The organism is uncultured Acidovorax sp. (assembly GCF_964021665.1).
Taxonomy (GTDB): domain Bacteria; phylum Pseudomonadota; class Gammaproteobacteria; order Burkholderiales; family Burkholderiaceae_C; genus Acidovorax; species Acidovorax temperans.
The window spans coordinates 1-14,993 of record NZ_CAXIAK010000085.1; the positions used below are offsets into that span (position 1 = coordinate 1).

Consider the following 14,993-nt stretch of genomic DNA (forward strand, 5'->3'; position numbering starts at 1 on the left):
GCCTATTGCATCACAGCCCTCCGAGCCGTTGTGCTTGATTCTCAACAGCCCCTAGGGGGTCCGCTTCCGGATGTCTGTATATCCTTCAGTTCGTGATCTCAGAGCCTCTGTACCCACATGTGCCTCCTCCCCTAGTTTCTCGTCTTCTTCGGTCTGAGCTTTTCCCAAGCTCCGAAGTCGAGGAAGCACAGTACCGTCATTGCTGTACGATTAACGTTGACGTAAAGGTCATAGCGGATTCGGTCTTTTTCGAACTTCCTTTGGGCTTCCCTTTTTCATGGCGACCACATACACAATTGGCGATCTTGCCAAAGAGTTTGATCTGACAACGCGGGCTATTCGCTTCTATGAGGACATGGGGCTGTTACAGCCAGAGCGCACGGGCGCGGGGGGGAGAAATCGTATCTATAGCCCCCGAGATAGAACCCGACTGCGGCTGACGCTGCGCGCCAAGCGCTTGGGCCTCTCCCTGACTGAGGCCAAGGAAATCATTGACCTGTACGACAGCCCGCGAGACACCGGCGTGCAGCTTCGCAAGTTTCTGGATGTATTGACGGTGCACCGCAAGCAGCTGGAAGCGCAGTTGGCCGATCTACAGGCCAACTTGGAAGAGGTGCGAGAGCACGAAAAAGAAGCGCGCACCCTACTGGCAAAGTCAGAAAAGCAAAAATGATCCATAATTGACGTTTACGTAAACGTCAATTTTTTGGGGGTGCCGTGACAGCTAACGCTTTTCAGCCCAAGCATCTCGCGTACAAAGCGCGAGTGGAAGAGAGCTTTCGCAAGCAAGGGGTGATGGCAACCTTGGGAGCCTCCCTTCAGTTGGTTGAGCCTGGAGTCGTTGATATCGCTCTTGACTGGGCCGAAGGTCTGACGCAACAGCATGGTTTTTTGCATGCAGGGGTTGTTGCCACAGCGCTCGATTCCGCTTGCGGGTACGCCGGCTTGACCTTGATGCCAGAAGACGCTGCCGTCCTCACCATTGAATTCAAAATCAATTTGCTGGCGCCTTCTGCCGGGGAGCGCTTTCGCATGGAGGGACGTGTGCTCAAACCAGGGCGCACGATCACTGTGTGCGAAGGCCGCGCCTTTGCCTTGCAAGGCGAGCAAGAAAAGCTGGTCGCCACGATGGCCTGCACCTTGATGGCGGTATCGGGCCGAGAACAGCTACGCGACTGACAACAATCCATTTTGACAAGGAGACACCCATGAGCCTTCCATCCAACCTTCCTGGCCTCAACTTTCAACTGGGCGAAGACATCGACGCCCTGCGCGATGCTGTGCGTGACTTTGCCCAGTCAGAAATTGCGCCTCGTGCAGCAGAAATTGATCGGACCGACCAGTTTCCTATGGATCTCTGGCGCCGCATGGGTGACTTGGGTGTGCTCGGCATTACCGTACCCGAGCAGTACGGCGGCGCAGCGATGGGCTATCTGGCCCACATGGTGGCTATGGAGGAAATCTCTCGGGCCAGCGCTTCGGTGGGGCTGTCCTATGGTGCTCACAGTAATCTCTGCGTGAACCAGATCAACCGCAACGGCAACGAAGCCCAAAAGCAGAAGTATCTGCCCAAGCTCATCAGCGGTGAGCATGTCGGCGCCTTGGCCATGAGTGAACCGGGCGCTGGTTCGGACGTGATCAGCATGAAGCTGAAGGCCGAAGACAAGGGTGGCTACTACTTGCTCAACGGCAGCAAGATGTGGATCACCAACGGTCCCGACGCCGACACCTTGGTGGTGTACGCCAAAACGGAGCCTGAATTGGGTGCGCGTGGTGTGACTGCCTTCCTCATTGAAAAGGGCATGCCAGGCTTCAGCATTGCGCAAAAGCTCGACAAGCTCGGCATGCGCGGCAGCCATACGGGCGAGTTGGTGTTCAACAACGTGGAAGTCCCAGCGGCCAATGTGCTGGGTGGTGTGAACCAAGGGGCCAAGGTGCTCATGAGCGGCCTTGACTACGAGCGCGCCGTACTGACCGGAGGGCCTTTGGGCATCATGCAGTCGGTGATGGACAACGTCATCCCCTATATTCACGACCGCAAACAGTTCGGCCAGAGCATTGGTGAATTCCAGCTCATCCAGGGCAAGGTCGCTGACATGTACACCGTGCTGCAAGCCGGACGTTCGTTCGCCTACACCGTGGCCAAGAATCTGGACATGCTGGGTACGGACCATGTTCGCCAAGTGCGCAAGGACTGCGCCAGCGTCATTTTGTGGTGCGCCGAAAAGGCCACCTGGATGGCGGGTGAGGGCGTGCAGATTTTTGGTGGCAACGGCTACATCAACGAGTACCCCCTGGGCCGCCTCTGGCGTGATGCCAAGCTGTACGAGATTGGTGCCGGTACCAGCGAAATCCGCCGCATGCTGATTGGCCGCGAGCTGTTTGCCGAAACCTGCTGACCACCATTGAACCTGACCTGAGGACACCATGCCCACATCCATCGACGACCTGTTTGTACACAACCGCGCCTGGGCGGCTCAGATGGAGCGTGAACGGCCCGGCTTTTTCACCAGCTTGCTGGCGCAGCAAAAGCCCAAGTACATGTGGGTGGGGTGTTCCGACAGCCGGGTGCCAGCCAACCAGATCACCGGGTTGGAGCCCGGAGAGGTGTTTGTGCACCGCAACGTGGCCAACGTGGTGGTGCCAACGGATCTGAATTGCCTGTCCACCATCCAATACGCGGTGGATCAACTCAAGGTGGAGCACCTGATGGTGGTGGGTCACTACGGCTGTGGCGGTGTACTGGCTGCACTCGAAGGCATTCGCGTGGGGCTGGCGGACAACTGGATTCGCCATGTGACCGACGTGCGTGATCGCCATCGTGACCTGATCGCCTCGGTGGAGCCGCAGTGGCGCCACGATGTGCTGTGCGAACTCAACGCCATCGAACAGGTGGTCAACATCGCACAGACCACGGTGATGCTGGACGCCTGGGGTCGAGGCCAGAAAGTGACTCTGCACGGCTGGTGCTATGGCCTGAAGGACGGGCTCATCAACAACCTGCACATGACGGTAGACAGCACCGAAGGCCTGGACGCTCTTTACCGTGCGGCTATTGCAGGTGTAGCCGCCACGCGCCGGGGTTGACGCACCCGAGCAGGCCCAGGGTTATCCGGCGATCAGCTCCCACTGGCGAAGCCATGTTTCCCCAACGGCTTGACTCACCGCTGGCCTATGCCATCGCCAAGGCGATGATGGACGGTTTTAACCGCCATTACCGCCTGTTCCGCACGGAATCGGCCCGTGCCAAGCACCGTTTTGAAACCGCTGACTGGCTGGGCCAGCAGCGGGCGCAGCGCGAGCGCATCGAGTTTTATGACCTGCGGGTGAAGGAATGCGTGCGGCGGCTGGAGAAGGAGTTTGGCGCAGGCAGCCAGCCCATGGAGGTGTGGCACCAGGCCAAGTTCCACTACATCGGGCTGCTCGTCAACCACCACCAGCCTGAACTGGCAGAGACCTTTTTCAACTCGGTCACCTGCAAGATTCTGCATCGCACGCATTTCCACAACGACTTCATCTTTGTGCGCCCCGCCGTCAGCACCGAGTACATCGAGAACGACGAGCCTGCGGCCAAGCCTACCTTCCGCGCCTACTACCCCACGCGCGAGACGCTGCACCAGACGCTGATCATGATTCTGGAGAACTTCCAGTTGCAGCGCGCGTTTGCCCATTTGGAGCGGGACACCCGCCATGTGCTGGCTGCTGTGCAGGACCGGCTGGCTCTGGACCAGGTCAAGCTGCGCGCCAATTTCCAGATCCAGGTACTCACCAGCCTGTTCTTTCGCAACAAGGGTGCTTACCTGGTGGGCAAGATCATCAACGGCTTTACCGAAGTGCCGTTTGCCCTGCCCATCCTGCACGACCACCAGGGCAAGCTCACCATCGATGCAGCCCTGTTTGGCGAGGAAGACCTGCAAATCCTTTTCAGCTTTGCCCGCGCCTACTTCATGGTGGACATGGAAGTGCCGAGCGCCTATGTGCAGTTTTTGCGCAGCCTCATGCCCCGCAAGCCGCGGGCCGAGATCTACAACGCCCTGGGCCTGGCCAAGCAGGGCAAAACGCTGTTCTACCGCGACTTTCTGCACCACCTCAAACACTCCAGCGACCAGTTCCGCATTGCGCCGGGCATCAAAGGCATGGTCATGCTGGTGTTCGACCTGCCCAGTTTCCCGTATGTGTTCAAGCTGATCAAGGACTTCTACCCCGCGCAGAAGGACACCACGCGCGAGCAGGTCAAGGCCAAGTACATGCTCGTCAAGCAGCACGACCGGGTGGGGCGCATGGCCGACACGCTCGAATACAGCGAAGTCGCCTTCCCGCGCGATCGCTTCAGCGACGAGTTGATTGCCGAGATTGAAAAGTTTGCCCCCAGTCAGCTCGAAATCAGTGACCGCGATGGTGACGGCCAGACCGAAGTCATCATCAAGCACCTGTACATCGAGCGGCGCATGATCCCGCTCAACATCTACCTGCAAGAGGCGCTGGACGCCGGCCCGGACGATGCCCATGCGCGCCAGCAGATCGAGCGCTGCGTCATCGAATACGGCAACACCATCAAAGACCTGGTGGCGGCCAACATCTTTCCGGGCGACATGCTCTGGAAGAACTTCGGCATCACCCGCCACGGCAAGGTGGTGTTCTACGACTACGACGAGATCGAATACCTCACCGACTGCAACTTCCGCCGCGTGCCCGCGCCCCGCAACGAAGAAGACGAGCTGAGCGGTGAGATTTGGTACACCGTAGGGCCACGCGATGTGTTCCCTGAAACCTTCGGTCCCTTCCTGCTGGGCAGCCCGCAAGTGCGCGATGTGTTCATGCAGCACCACGCAGACCTGCTGGACCCCGCCTTCTGGCAAGAGCACAAAGAGCGCATCCAGGCAGGCCACCTGCTGGATGTGTTTCCGTACCACCAGGAGCGCCGCTTCGTTCACACCCCTGCCTGAGCCACGGGCAGTCCTTACCTCTTCCCTCATTTCAACTCAGGAGACTTTCCATGCCTACACCTCACCAAGACCCCATCGTCATCGTCGGCGCAGCGCGCACCCCCATGGGCGCGTTCCAGGGCGACTTCTCGGACCTCGCTGCGCACGACCTCGGCGGCGCTGCCATCAAGGCCGCCGTGGCGCGTGCCGGCGTGGCCCCTGAGAAGGTAGACGAAGTGCTGTTCGGCAACTGCCTGATGGCAGGCCAGGGCCAGGCGCCAGCACGCCAGGCCGGCTTCAAGGGTGGCCTGCCGCGCAGCACCGGCGCGGTGACGCTGTCCAAGATGTGCGGCGCGGGCATGGAAGCCACCATCCTCGCGCACGACCAGCTCGTGGCCGGCAGCCGTGACGTGATGGTGTCCGGCGGCATGGAGAGCATGACCAACGCGCCCTACCTGCTCAAGAAGGGCCGTGGCGGCTACCGCATGGGCCACGACAAGATCTTCGACCACATGATGCTCGACGGCCTGGAAGACGCTTACGAAGCTGGCCGCTCCATGGGCACCTTTGGCGAAGACTGCGCCGCCAAGTACCAGTTCACCCGCGAACAACAAGATAAATTCGCCATGGCGAGCGTCCAGCGTGCGCAAGATGCTATCAATTCGGGAGCGTTCAAGGCCGAGATCACCCCCGTCACCTTCAGCACCCGCAAGGGCGAAGTCACGGTGGAGCAGGACGAAGGCCCGCTGAAGATCCGCCTGGACAAGATCCCCACGCTCAAGCCCGCGTTCAAGAAGGACGGCACCATCACCGCCGCCGCCAGCTCCAGCATCAACGATGGCGCCGCCGCTCTGGTGCTGATGCGCCAGTCCACCGCGCAAGCGCTGGGCTGCAAGCCCCTGGCCAAGATCGTCTCCCACGCCACGCACGCGCAAGAGCCTGAGTGGTTCACCACCGCCCCCGTCGGCGCCACACAAAAGGCGCTCAAGAAGGCGGGCTGGTCGGTGGAAGACGTGGACCTGTGGGAAATCAACGAAGCCTTCGCCGTGGTGCCCATGGCCCTCATGGCCGACCTGAAGGTGCCGCACGAGAAGGTGAACGTGAACGGCGGCGCCTGCGCCCTGGGCCACCCCATCGGCGCCAGCGGTGCGCGCATCATCGTCACGCTGCTGCACGCGCTGCAGGCCCGTGGCAAGAAGAAGGGTCTGGCCACGCTGTGCATTGGCGGTGGCGAAGCCACGGCCATGGCCATTGAGCTGGTCTGACGCAGACGGGGTGCCGCAACACCGTTGGCCTGGCCCCGCAGCCAGGTCCGGTGGCGGCACCACCGGCTTCTGAAATACTACGGCTCCTTCATTTTTTACCGGACCCCTGCATGCACCCCGCTTCCCCCGCCATCGCCGCTTTCTGGGCTGACTTTTCCGCGCAGGAGGCTGCACTGCACGCGCAGCCCCTGGTCGAGCGGGTGGAGCAGGCCAATACCCTGCTGGAGGCGCATGTAAAGGGCCTGGCCCTGGAGTTGCAGGGCCACCCGGAGGACGCCGTGGTGGACCTCATCATCACCGCGCACGGCAGCATCGAGCAGTTTCCGCTGCTCACGCAGTTGGTGGACGCCGCCCCCAAGCTGCGGCACCACCGCGTGGTGGCCTTCCGCGCCCGCACCGCCGAGCCTGACTTCCCCATTGGCATGGATGGCTTTGAGCTGGCCACCGCCGATGTGCTGGTGGCCCTGCAGCCCGACAACGGCCAGGCCGCGCTGGAACTGCGCTTTGCCCGCGACATCCCTGCTGAATTTGCCGAACATGCGCGGCACATGACCTTCATCATGCTGGACCATGTGCTGGGCGAATACGACTTCGCCGTGAAAGTGGGCGCGGTGGACTTTGTGGGCGAAGACGACTACGACGCCGATGTGTCGTGGACGCCGCTGAGCCAGCTGCCCCCCGTGTTTGATGCCTTCTGGACCCAGACCCTGGGCCACACCGGCCACTTTCCGCAAGGCGAGCCGCAGTGGGAAGGGCTGGAGCTGGAATTCAACTGCGCCGTGGACGACGAAGGCAACCCCGTGGACGACCCTGAGGGCGATGCCGAAACCGGCGGCAGCGACGAAGGCGTGGTGGCTGTCAACCTGGCTGCCAACGCCGTGGCCATGCGTGCGGACCTGCCCTACGCGCTCACGCTCGACCTGGCAGTGCCCGACAGCGCAGCCTTGGCCGCCGCACAAAACCTGCAAGAGCAGGCCGCCACCTTGCTGCAACTGCCGCAACTGGGCGTGGCTGCACTCACCCTGGCGCGCGCAGGCCGCCGCCAGGCGCTGTTCTACGTGAGCGATGAACAGCTTGCCAAGCAAACGCTGGCCCCGCTGCTGCTGCGCGATGAAGCGGCCACGCTGGAGCTGAAGCTGCGCTACGACCCGGCCTGGACGGGCTACTTTGAGTACGCAGGCTACCTGCTCCACTGAAGGTTCTTGCCTCGCCCTGGCCATGCGCATTGAGTGATTTGCTATTGAAAGCATAGCTGCTTGCGCTTTCTGGATAAGCGCTAGCCCGGATATTTCACGCATGTAGGCAACGGCCTGCGCAGCGGGGCATCGCGGCGCGGATTTGAGCGAGCAAGGCCACGATGTTGGCCGCAGCCATGGGTGTGATGGTTGGCATGCGCAATGCGGTCGCACTGACCCCCACCCCGGCTTGGGTTGCGGGCCGTTTTTGTTTCATCGCGCCGGCCAGGCGCTGCTGGTGTGTTCAGGGTGAGCGCAGCTGGCTCATGGCGTGCGCGAAGGTCTGCGCACTGGGCCAGTTGGAGGCCAGGTACAGGCGGATGCGCCGCGTGTTGCGCGTCACCACTGCCGCCACCTTGAGCAGCTTCATGCGCAGCGTGTCGATCTGCGCCGTGGCCAGCTCTGTGCCCTGCAACGCCAACGCGCGCAGCCTCTCTACCAGCACGTAGCCCAGCGCGGCCAGCAGCATGCGCAGTTGGTTGGAGCGCAGCACATGGCAGCTCGTGCGCGTGGCGAACAGCCCTACCTGCGCTTCCTTGATCCGGTTCTCCGCCTCGCCGCGCTGGCAGTACACGCCGTCGTACAGCGCCTGGGGATCACCGGCAAGGTTTGTCACGATGAAGCGCGGGTTGCAGCCTTGCGCGCCCCATTCAAGCCGCGTGATCACGCGCCGCTCGTGCGGCCAGCTCTGTGCGGCGTAGTCGAATTCATCGACCATGCGCTGTTTGGCCCCGCTGCGCTCGTATTCGTCTTTCATTGAGAGTTCGGCAAACGCCACGCGCGCCTGCAGCCGTGCATTGCGCGCCAGACCCACGATGTAGTGCACGCCGGCGCGCTCGCACCAGTTCAGGATGCGTTGGCGGCAGAACCCGGAGTCGGCCCGAAACACGATGCGCACCTGCGGCCAACTCTGGCGCAGTCGGCGCACCAGCAGCTTGAGGATAGCCCCAGCGTGCTGCGCCGCATCGATGTTGCTGGGCCGCAAGTAGGCGCACAGCAGTTGCTGGCCGCAGAACACGTACAGGGGCAGGTAGCAGTAGCTGTCGTAGTAACCATGGAAGAAGCGTGCCTCCTGCTGGCCGTGCAACGGGTTGTCGGTGGCATCAAAGTCCAGCACCAACTCTTCGGGCGCGCTCTCGAAGCTGGCGATGAACTGATTGACCAACACCTCGTGCAGCCGCCACGCCGTGGCACGGTCGGCCCATTTCTCCAGTCGGCAAAGCGTAGGCGCGCTGGCAATCTCGTGGTCCACGCCAACAGCCGTCTGCACAGCCACGTCACAGCGCAGAGCACCGTGGTCGTTGAGGTCTTCCCAGCCCAGCGCCAGGCCGTACACCCGCTGGCGCAACATGTCGCGCACGTCGTGCGTGATCAGTAGCGGATTGCGCGGATCGGCGATGCAGCGCGCCGCCGCATCCATCAAGCCCAGCTTGCGATCGACCTGGCCAAGCAGCATCACGCCACCATCGCTGGTCATGCTGCCGCCGTCAAAACACCCCTGCACCACGCGCCGGCCCAACCGGCCAAAGTCCATGCTCCCAACGTCAATTTCTTCGGTACAGTTTGGCTTCGGCATTGCCCGCTCGTTGATCAAGATTCGACACCTGGATTTTCGGGCACACAAGGGCAATGCCGTCCTCGTTTGTGGCTCTACTACGGTGAAATATCCGGGCTAGAGGCCTACTTGACTGAAATACCTGCCATGAAGTCCATCCTCATCATCGGTGCATCGCGCGGCATTGGGCTGGAGCTGGTGCGCCAGTACACCGAAGACGGCCGCCGCGTCATCGCCACCGTGCGTGGCGACGCGGGGCGCGAGCGCGTGCAGGCCCTGGGCGCTGACGTGCTCACGGTGGATGTGGCCAACCCCGCCAGCGTCAGCAGCCTGGCCTGGCAGCTCGATGGTGAAAAGCTCGACCTGGCGATCTATGTGGCAGGCATCATCCGCCGCCCCAACGCCCTGACGCCACCCACGCAGCAAGACTTTGATGCCGTCATGCACACCAACGTGCTGGGCGCCATGCAGGCCATTCCGCAAGTGGCTCCGCTGGTGGCGGATGCGGGCGGGGTGTTTGCGTTTCTGTCGTCCTCCATGTCGCAGATCGGCAGCGTGCCCAATAGCGAATCGTGGCTGTACCGCACCAGCAAGGCGGCGCTCAACATGGCCGTGGCGGCGGCGCAGCACAACTACCCCGGCGCCACGCTGGTCACCATCGACCCGGGCTGGGTGCAGACCGACATGGGCGGCGGCACCGCGCCGCTGACGGTGCAAGACAGCGTGCGTGGCCTGCGCAACACCCTGGCCAGCGTCACACCGGCTGACAAAGGCCGCCTGCTGCACCACGACGGCCGCCGTGCCACGCACTGGTAAGGCCCCTTCATCACGAACAACAACTCTGGAGACAACCCATGCTGCTGACCCAAGACCAGGAAATGATCCGCGACGCGGCGCGCGACTTTGCCCAGACCGAGCTGTGGCCCCATGCTGCGCGCTGGGACAAGGAACACCACTTCCCCAAGGAGGCCCACCAGGGCCTCGCCGCGCTGGGTGCCTACGGCATCTGCGTGCCCGAAGAGTTCGGCGGCGCCAACTTGGACTATGTGACGCTGGCCCTGGTGCTGGAAGAAATCGCGGCCGGTGACGGCGGCACCAGCACCGCCATCAGCGTGACCAACTGCCCGGTCAACGCCATCCTCATGCGCTACGGCAACGCGCAGCAAAAACGCGACTGGCTCTCGCCGCTGGCGCGTGGCGAGATGCTGGGCGCGTTCTGCCTGACCGAGCCGCATGTGGGCTCTGACGCCTCTGCCCTGCGCACCACGGCCGTCAAGCAGGGTGACGAATACGTGATCAATGGCGTCAAGCAGTTCATCACCAGCGGCAAAAACGGCCATGTGGCCATCGTCATCGCCGTCACCGACAAGGGTGCGGGCAAGAAGGGCATGAGCGCCTTCCTCGTGCCCACCAGCAACCCCGGCTACGTGGTGGCGCGGCTGGAGGACAAGCTGGGCCAGCACAGCAGCGACACGGCGCAGATCAATTTCGACAACTGCCGCATCCCGGCCGAGAACCTGATTGGTGCCGAGGGCGAGGGCTACAAGATCGCGCTGGGTGCGCTCGAAGGCGGCCGCATTGGCATCGCCGCGCAAAGCGTGGGCATGGCGCGCAGTGCGTTTGATGCAGCGCTGGCGTATTCGAAAGAGCGAGAGAGCTTCGGCACCGCCATCTTCAACCACCAGGCCGTGGGCTTTCGGCTGGCCGACTGCGCCACGCAGATCGAGGCCGCACGCCAGCTCATCTGGCACGCCGCCGCGCTGCGCGATGCGGGAAAGCCCTGCCTGAAAGAAGCCGCCATGGCCAAGCTGTTTGCCAGCGAGATGGCCGAGCGCGTGTGCAGCGCCGCCATCCAGACGCTGGGCGGCTACGGCGTGGTCAATGACTTCCCGGTGGAACGCATCTACCGCGACGTGCGCGTGTGCCAGATCTACGAAGGCACCAGCGACGTGCAGAAGATCATCATCCAGCGCGCGCTGGCCTGATGTTGCTCTTGAGTTGATAGCTGATGGCGCCTTCCAGATAAGGGCTTGCGGCCAATTTCATTCATTTTTTGCCACCGCCGACTGCGGGGTGGTGCGCGTACCGGCACCTGCGGGCTGACGCCTGGGTGACTCGTGCGCAGCCTTTCGCGGGTTGCGCCGGTTGCAGTGCGGGCGGGCTTGTTCAAGGATGGAGGCCTGTTTTTTTCAGGAGCTCCGCATGCCTTTCGCGCACGTCAATGGCCAGAAGTTGTATTACGAAGACACGGGCGGAGAAGGCCCGGTCATCGTGTTTTCGCACGGGTTGCTGATGGATAGCAGCATGTTCGCGCCGCAAGTCGAGGCCCTTCGCAGCACATGGCGCTGCATCACCTGGGACGAGCGGGGCCATGGGCAGACGGCCGACCTCGCGCGCTGCGACCCCTTTACTTACTACGATTCCGCCAACGATCTGGCCGCGCTGCTGGCGCACCTGGGCGTGCGCCAGGCCGTGTTGGCGGGCATGTCGCAGGGCGGCTACCTGTCGCTGCGCTGCGCGCTCACCCACCCCGACCTGGTGCGGGCGCTGGTGCTCATCAACACACAGGCCCTGCCGGAGCAGCCGGAAAAGATGGCGGGCCACGAGGTGCTGATGAAAGCCTGGATGGAGAACGGCCTGTCGGACGAGATTGCCGGGGTGGTAGCCCACATCATCCTGGGCGACGGCTGGGCAGGCGCCCCGCAGTGGCAGGCAAAGTGGCGCGGGTTCACCGTGCCCAATCTGATGCAATGCTTTACCACCCTGGCCAGCCGCGACGACATCAGCGACCGCCTGGGCGCCATCACAGTGCCGGCGCTAGTGGTGCATGGCGAACTGGACAACGCCATTGATCTGCAACGTGCTCAGGCTATGGCCGACGGCCTGCCGCGCGCGAGCATGGTGGTGGTGCCCGGCGCCGGGCATGCCAGCAACCTCACGCACCCCGAGCCCGTGAATGCTGCATTGGCGGCGTTTCTCGCCCGCCTGTAAAACACCAAGCGCCCGTGATGGGCGGGGGCGCCGCGGTCACGTTGCGTTCAGTGGCCGGTGCGCGGGCCGCAGCACCACGGTAATTTGTCCATTGGTTTCGATGGTGGCACGTTCCACCTCGTGCGCGTGCAGGCAGCCGCCAGCACGCAGCGCGGCCTCCACGTCTTCGCGCGTCAGCAATTCTTGCCGCATCAGGTTCTGGTCGATTTTCCCCTGGTCAATCAGCACCTGGGCCTTGCCATCCACCCAGTAGCCCACGCGCGGAAAGTGAAACGCCAGCCGCGCCAGCGCCGCATGGCACAGCATCAGCGTGCTGGCAGAGATCAATCCGCCCACCAGCGAGTTGTCGCCCGCGTTCATCGAGTTTTGCACCGCGTTCGACAGAATCAGCAGCAGGATCAAATCAAACGGCTCGTACTGCCCCGTCTGCCGCTTGCCCGTGAGGCGCATGAACACCAGCAGGAACAGGTACACGACGATGCCGCGCAGTACAAACTCCCACCACGGCACGCTCATCTGCCACATTGCAAGGCTCCTTCCTGGATGCTGGACGGGTGCAGTCTACGGCCTGTGAACCAAGCTTGGAGCCTGAGCGAAAATCGGGTACCTCCGGCCCGCGGTGCAGTTGCTGCCCTGCGGGAACCATCCGTCGCTTTCACCGAAAGAACCGCCGCCATGCAACGCCGCCAATTCCACCAAACCAGCCTCGTCGGGGCGCTGCTGTGCACCACCTATCAGCATGCCTGGGCGCTGTCGCTGGGCGATATATCTAACGCCGATGCCGGCCGTGGCGTCAAGGCTGCGCTGGCGCAGGGCGCGCAGGCCGCCGTGGCGCTGCTGGGGCGCCAGGATGGCTTTCTGGGCAACCCCAAGGTGCGCATTGGTCTGCCGGGCTACCTGGAAGACGCCGCCAAGGTCATGAAATCCATGGGCCAGGGCAAACGCATTGATGAACTGGTCACCTCCATCAACCGCGCTGCTGAAGCCGCCGTGCCGCTGGGCAAGGACATCCTGGTCCAGGCCGTGCAGTCCATGAGCGTGACCGATGCCAAAAACATCCTCACAGGCGGCGATACGTCGGTCACCGAGTTCTTCGTGACCAAGACGCGCGCTCCGTTGTCTGAGCGCTTTTTGCCCGTGGTGAACAAGGCCACAGAAAACGTGGGCCTCACCCAGAAGTACAACGCCTTTGCCGGCAAGGCGGCCAGCTTTGGCCTGCTCAAGCCCGAAGAAAGCAACCTGGCAGGCTACGTCACGGGCAAGACGCTTGACGGCCTGTTCTTCATGATTGGCGAGGAAGAGCGCAAGATTCGCCAGAACCCGGCAGGCGCAGGCAGTGCCGTGTTGCAGCGCGTGTTCGGGGCCCTGCGGTGAGCCGCACGCCTGCCGTTCCTTCTGCTGCCTGCCCCTGCGGCCGCCTGCAAGGCTCCGGCGCCAAGGCCAAGCCCCTGGCCTATGCCGACTGCTGCGGCCGTTTTATCGACCATTGGGATGCCCAGCCCGCGCCCGACGCCGAATGCCTCATGCGTTCGCGCTACACCGCCTTTGTGTGCGAGCGGGCCGACTACCTGCTGGCCACCTGGCACCCCAGCCACCGCCCTGCGTCGCTCGACTTTGACGCCGCCGCCCAATGGCTGGGCCTGGAGGTGCGCGGCCACTGGGTGAAAGACGCCGACCACGCCGAGGTCGAATTCGTCGCCCGCCACCGCCTGGGCGGCCGCGCCGTGCGCCTGCACGAACGCAGCCGCTTCGTGCGTGAAGGCGGGCGCTGGTACTACGTCGATGGCGACATGCTCCCTGTGCGTTGAACTGGCTTCCCACCACTTTTCCATTTTTAATGAAATTGGCCTCCAGCGCTTGCTGGATAAGCGCTGCCAGCTATGAAATTTGAAGCAATACTGTTCGACTGCGACGGCGTGCTGGTAGACAGCGAACCCATCACCAACGGCGTGCTGTGCTCCATGCTCAACGAAGCGGGCTGGGCCATCAGCGCGCAAGACTGCATGGAGATCTTCATCGGCAAAACCGTGCGCAGCGAGGCCGCGCGCATCCAGGCGCACACCGGCAAGCCGCTCACTGATGCCTGGATGGCCCAGTTCTACGCCCGCCGCAATGCCGAACTGCAAGCGCGCCTGCAGCCCATCGCCGGTGCGGTGAATGCCGTGCGTGCCGTGCACGCGCTGCTCGGTGGCCGCATCGCCTGCGCCTCGGGTGCAGACCGGCAGAAGGTGGAGATGCAACTCGCCCAGGTGGGCCTGGCCAGCTACTTTGGCAGCCGCGTTTTCAGCGGCCACGAAATGCCCCGCACCAAGCCCGCGCCTGATGTGTACCTGGCCGCTGCCGCCGCGCTGAAGGTAGACCCCGCCCGCTGCCTGGTGGTGGAAGACACGGTGACCGGCGTTACCGCCGGTGTGGCTGCCGGGGCTACGGTGGTGGGCTACAGCCCTTCATCGGTAGGCCACAGCTCGCCCGAAGCTTTGCGCGCCGCCGGGGCCGTGCAGGTGATTGCCGACATGGCTTTGCTGCCTGCGTTGCTGGCATAGCGCCACCGCGTGGATGGGGCCTTGGCGCGCCCTGGACGATGTGCGCAGGACATCCCTACCGGGCCGGGGCCAGAATCCAGTCGGCCATTTGCCCTACCACGTCAGCCTCCAGGCCGTTGAACCCGTGGTACGCAAAGGCCGCGCAGGCATCCCCCTGGTTTTTGCCGCCCGTGGCGGTGATGAGGTGGCTGCGGGGTGTGTGTGTCAGCTTGGCCATCAGGTTGGGAATCTCGCTGTACGCACAGTAAGAGCAATCATCTTGCTGGTGGTGCACCACCAGCACAGGCACTTTGATTTGTTCCAGCGGCATGGCTGGAACCGGGCGCTGTTTGTCATCCGTCAGGATGGTCGCTGTCAACACCACGCCATCGGGCGCGTCTGCGCCCTGCAGCACGGTGGCTGCATAGGCGGCCGATTGCGTGCCACGGCTGGTGCCCACCAGCCACACGGGCACTTTGGCGGTGGCTCGCGCCCAGGCA

Annotated in this window: 15 protein-coding genes and 1 pseudogene; 13 read left to right on the plus strand and 3 right to left on the minus strand. The window is 63.2% G+C overall.

The window, feature by feature from the left end:
• The first annotated feature begins 277 nt into the window (after positions 1 to 277).
• From AADJ04_RS14795 to AADJ04_RS14825, 7 genes are all read left to right on the plus strand, one after another.
• The gene (locus AADJ04_RS14795; RefSeq protein ID WP_044396927.1) at positions 278 to 673 is read left to right on the plus strand and encodes a MerR family DNA-binding transcriptional regulator; all 396 of its coding nucleotides are present in this window, start codon (positions 278 to 280) and stop codon (positions 671 to 673) included.
• A 122-nt stretch (positions 674 to 795) separates the two neighbouring features.
• A complete protein-coding gene (locus tag AADJ04_RS14800; RefSeq protein WP_082758569.1) occupies positions 796 to 1,179 on the plus strand; it encodes a PaaI family thioesterase in 384 nt (127 codons plus the stop codon).
• Positions 1,180 to 1,208: 29 nt separating this feature from the next.
• Positions 1,209 to 2,399 (plus strand): isovaleryl-CoA dehydrogenase, encoded by a 1,191-nt coding sequence (locus tag AADJ04_RS14805; protein WP_066690655.1) that lies wholly within the window; start codon positions 1,209 to 1,211, stop codon positions 2,397 to 2,399.
• A gap of 28 nt (positions 2,400 to 2,427) precedes the next feature.
• On the plus strand, positions 2,428 to 3,087 hold the full coding sequence (can, locus tag AADJ04_RS14810) for a carbonate dehydratase (RefSeq protein ID WP_066690647.1): 660 nt from the start codon (positions 2,428 to 2,430) through the stop codon (positions 3,085 to 3,087).
• 53 nt (positions 3,088 to 3,140) lie between these two features.
• Complete coding sequence (gene aceK, locus AADJ04_RS14815) at positions 3,141 to 4,946, plus strand: bifunctional isocitrate dehydrogenase kinase/phosphatase (protein WP_341240076.1); 1,806 nt, start codon at positions 3,141 to 3,143, stop codon at positions 4,944 to 4,946.
• Positions 4,947 to 4,996: 50 nt separating this feature from the next.
• Entirely contained in the window at positions 4,997 to 6,190 is a 1,194-nt protein-coding gene (locus AADJ04_RS14820) for an acetyl-CoA C-acyltransferase (protein WP_341240077.1), read from the plus strand.
• 110 nt (positions 6,191 to 6,300) lie between these two features.
• Positions 6,301 to 7,386 carry a DUF695 domain-containing protein gene (locus AADJ04_RS14825; RefSeq protein WP_142083372.1) on the plus strand — a complete coding sequence of 362 codons (1,086 nt, stop codon included), beginning with the start codon at positions 6,301 to 6,303 and terminating at the stop codon, positions 7,384 to 7,386.
• Between the two features lie 283 nt (positions 7,387 to 7,669).
• Here the strand turns inward: AADJ04_RS14825 and AADJ04_RS14830 are convergent, their stop codons facing one another.
• Complete coding sequence (locus AADJ04_RS14830) at positions 7,670 to 9,001, minus strand: IS1380 family transposase (protein WP_103737289.1); 1,332 nt, start codon at positions 8,999 to 9,001, stop codon at positions 7,670 to 7,672.
• 126 nt (positions 9,002 to 9,127) lie between these two features.
• On the opposite strand from AADJ04_RS14830, the gene AADJ04_RS14835 reads away from it, so the two are divergent.
• From AADJ04_RS14835 to AADJ04_RS14845, 3 genes are all read left to right on the plus strand, one after another.
• Positions 9,128 to 9,796 (plus strand): SDR family oxidoreductase, encoded by a 669-nt coding sequence (locus tag AADJ04_RS14835; protein ID WP_341240078.1) that lies wholly within the window; start codon positions 9,128 to 9,130, stop codon positions 9,794 to 9,796.
• 38 nt (positions 9,797 to 9,834) lie between these two features.
• The gene (locus AADJ04_RS14840) at positions 9,835 to 10,965 is read left to right on the plus strand and encodes an acyl-CoA dehydrogenase family protein (protein ID WP_341240079.1); all 1,131 of its coding nucleotides are present in this window, start codon (positions 9,835 to 9,837) and stop codon (positions 10,963 to 10,965) included.
• 217 nt (positions 10,966 to 11,182) lie between these two features.
• Positions 11,183 to 11,971, plus strand: a complete 789-nt coding sequence (locus AADJ04_RS14845; RefSeq protein ID WP_207375285.1) for an alpha/beta hydrolase — start codon at positions 11,183 to 11,185, stop codon at positions 11,969 to 11,971.
• Between the two features lie 36 nt (positions 11,972 to 12,007).
• Here the strand turns inward: AADJ04_RS14845 and AADJ04_RS14850 are convergent, their stop codons facing one another.
• Complete coding sequence (locus tag AADJ04_RS14850; protein WP_341240080.1) at positions 12,008 to 12,496, minus strand: YetF domain-containing protein; 489 nt, start codon at positions 12,494 to 12,496, stop codon at positions 12,008 to 12,010.
• Between the two features lie 150 nt (positions 12,497 to 12,646).
• Here AADJ04_RS14850 and AADJ04_RS14855 point away from each other — a divergent pair, with 150 nt between their 5' ends.
• From AADJ04_RS14855 to AADJ04_RS14865, 3 genes are all read left to right on the plus strand, one after another.
• Complete coding sequence (locus AADJ04_RS14855) at positions 12,647 to 13,345, plus strand: DUF4197 domain-containing protein (protein ID WP_067512181.1); 699 nt, start codon at positions 12,647 to 12,649, stop codon at positions 13,343 to 13,345.
• The gene (locus AADJ04_RS14860; RefSeq protein ID WP_341240081.1) at positions 13,342 to 13,779 is read left to right on the plus strand and encodes a YchJ family metal-binding protein; all 438 of its coding nucleotides are present in this window, start codon (positions 13,342 to 13,344) and stop codon (positions 13,777 to 13,779) included. The genes AADJ04_RS14855 and AADJ04_RS14860 overlap by 4 nt, the downstream gene beginning before the upstream one ends.
• Before the next feature lie 72 nt (positions 13,780 to 13,851).
• Positions 13,852 to 14,514, plus strand: coding sequence for an HAD family phosphatase (locus tag AADJ04_RS14865; protein ID WP_341240082.1), 663 nt, complete (start codon positions 13,852 to 13,854; stop codon positions 14,512 to 14,514).
• A 55-nt stretch (positions 14,515 to 14,569) separates the two neighbouring features.
• On the opposite strand, the pseudogene AADJ04_RS14870 reads toward AADJ04_RS14865, so the two are convergent.
• Positions 14,570 to 14,993: pseudogene (locus AADJ04_RS14870) on the minus strand (alpha/beta hydrolase); the annotation flags it as partial.

Coding starts and splice junctions, on each gene's coding strand:
- AADJ04_RS14805 (WP_066690655.1), top strand. CDS start 1,209: ATGAGCCTTCCATCCAACCTTCCTGGCCTCAACTTTCAACTGGGCGAA.
- AADJ04_RS14865 (WP_341240082.1), top strand. CDS start 13,852: ATGAAATTTGAAGCAATACTGTTCGACTGCGACGGCGTGCTGGTAGAC.
- AADJ04_RS14840 (WP_341240079.1), top strand. CDS start 9,835: ATGCTGCTGACCCAAGACCAGGAAATGATCCGCGACGCGGCGCGCGAC.
- AADJ04_RS14800 (WP_082758569.1), top strand. CDS start 796: ATGGCAACCTTGGGAGCCTCCCTTCAGTTGGTTGAGCCTGGAGTCGTT.
- aceK (WP_341240076.1), top strand. CDS start 3,141: ATGTTTCCCCAACGGCTTGACTCACCGCTGGCCTATGCCATCGCCAAG.
- can (WP_066690647.1), top strand. CDS start 2,428: ATGCCCACATCCATCGACGACCTGTTTGTACACAACCGCGCCTGGGCG.
- AADJ04_RS14845 (WP_207375285.1), top strand. CDS start 11,183: ATGCCTTTCGCGCACGTCAATGGCCAGAAGTTGTATTACGAAGACACG.
- AADJ04_RS14820 (WP_341240077.1), top strand. CDS start 4,997: ATGCCTACACCTCACCAAGACCCCATCGTCATCGTCGGCGCAGCGCGC.
- AADJ04_RS14825 (WP_142083372.1), top strand. CDS start 6,301: ATGCACCCCGCTTCCCCCGCCATCGCCGCTTTCTGGGCTGACTTTTCC.
- AADJ04_RS14835 (WP_341240078.1), top strand. CDS start 9,128: ATGAAGTCCATCCTCATCATCGGTGCATCGCGCGGCATTGGGCTGGAG.
- AADJ04_RS14850 (WP_341240080.1), bottom strand. CDS start 12,496: ATGTGGCAGATGAGCGTGCCGTGGTGGGAGTTTGTACTGCGCGGCATC.
- AADJ04_RS14830 (WP_103737289.1), bottom strand. CDS start 9,001: ATGCCGAAGCCAAACTGTACCGAAGAAATTGACGTTGGGAGCATGGAC.
- AADJ04_RS14795 (WP_044396927.1), top strand. CDS start 278: ATGGCGACCACATACACAATTGGCGATCTTGCCAAAGAGTTTGATCTG.
- AADJ04_RS14855 (WP_067512181.1), top strand. CDS start 12,647: ATGCAACGCCGCCAATTCCACCAAACCAGCCTCGTCGGGGCGCTGCTG.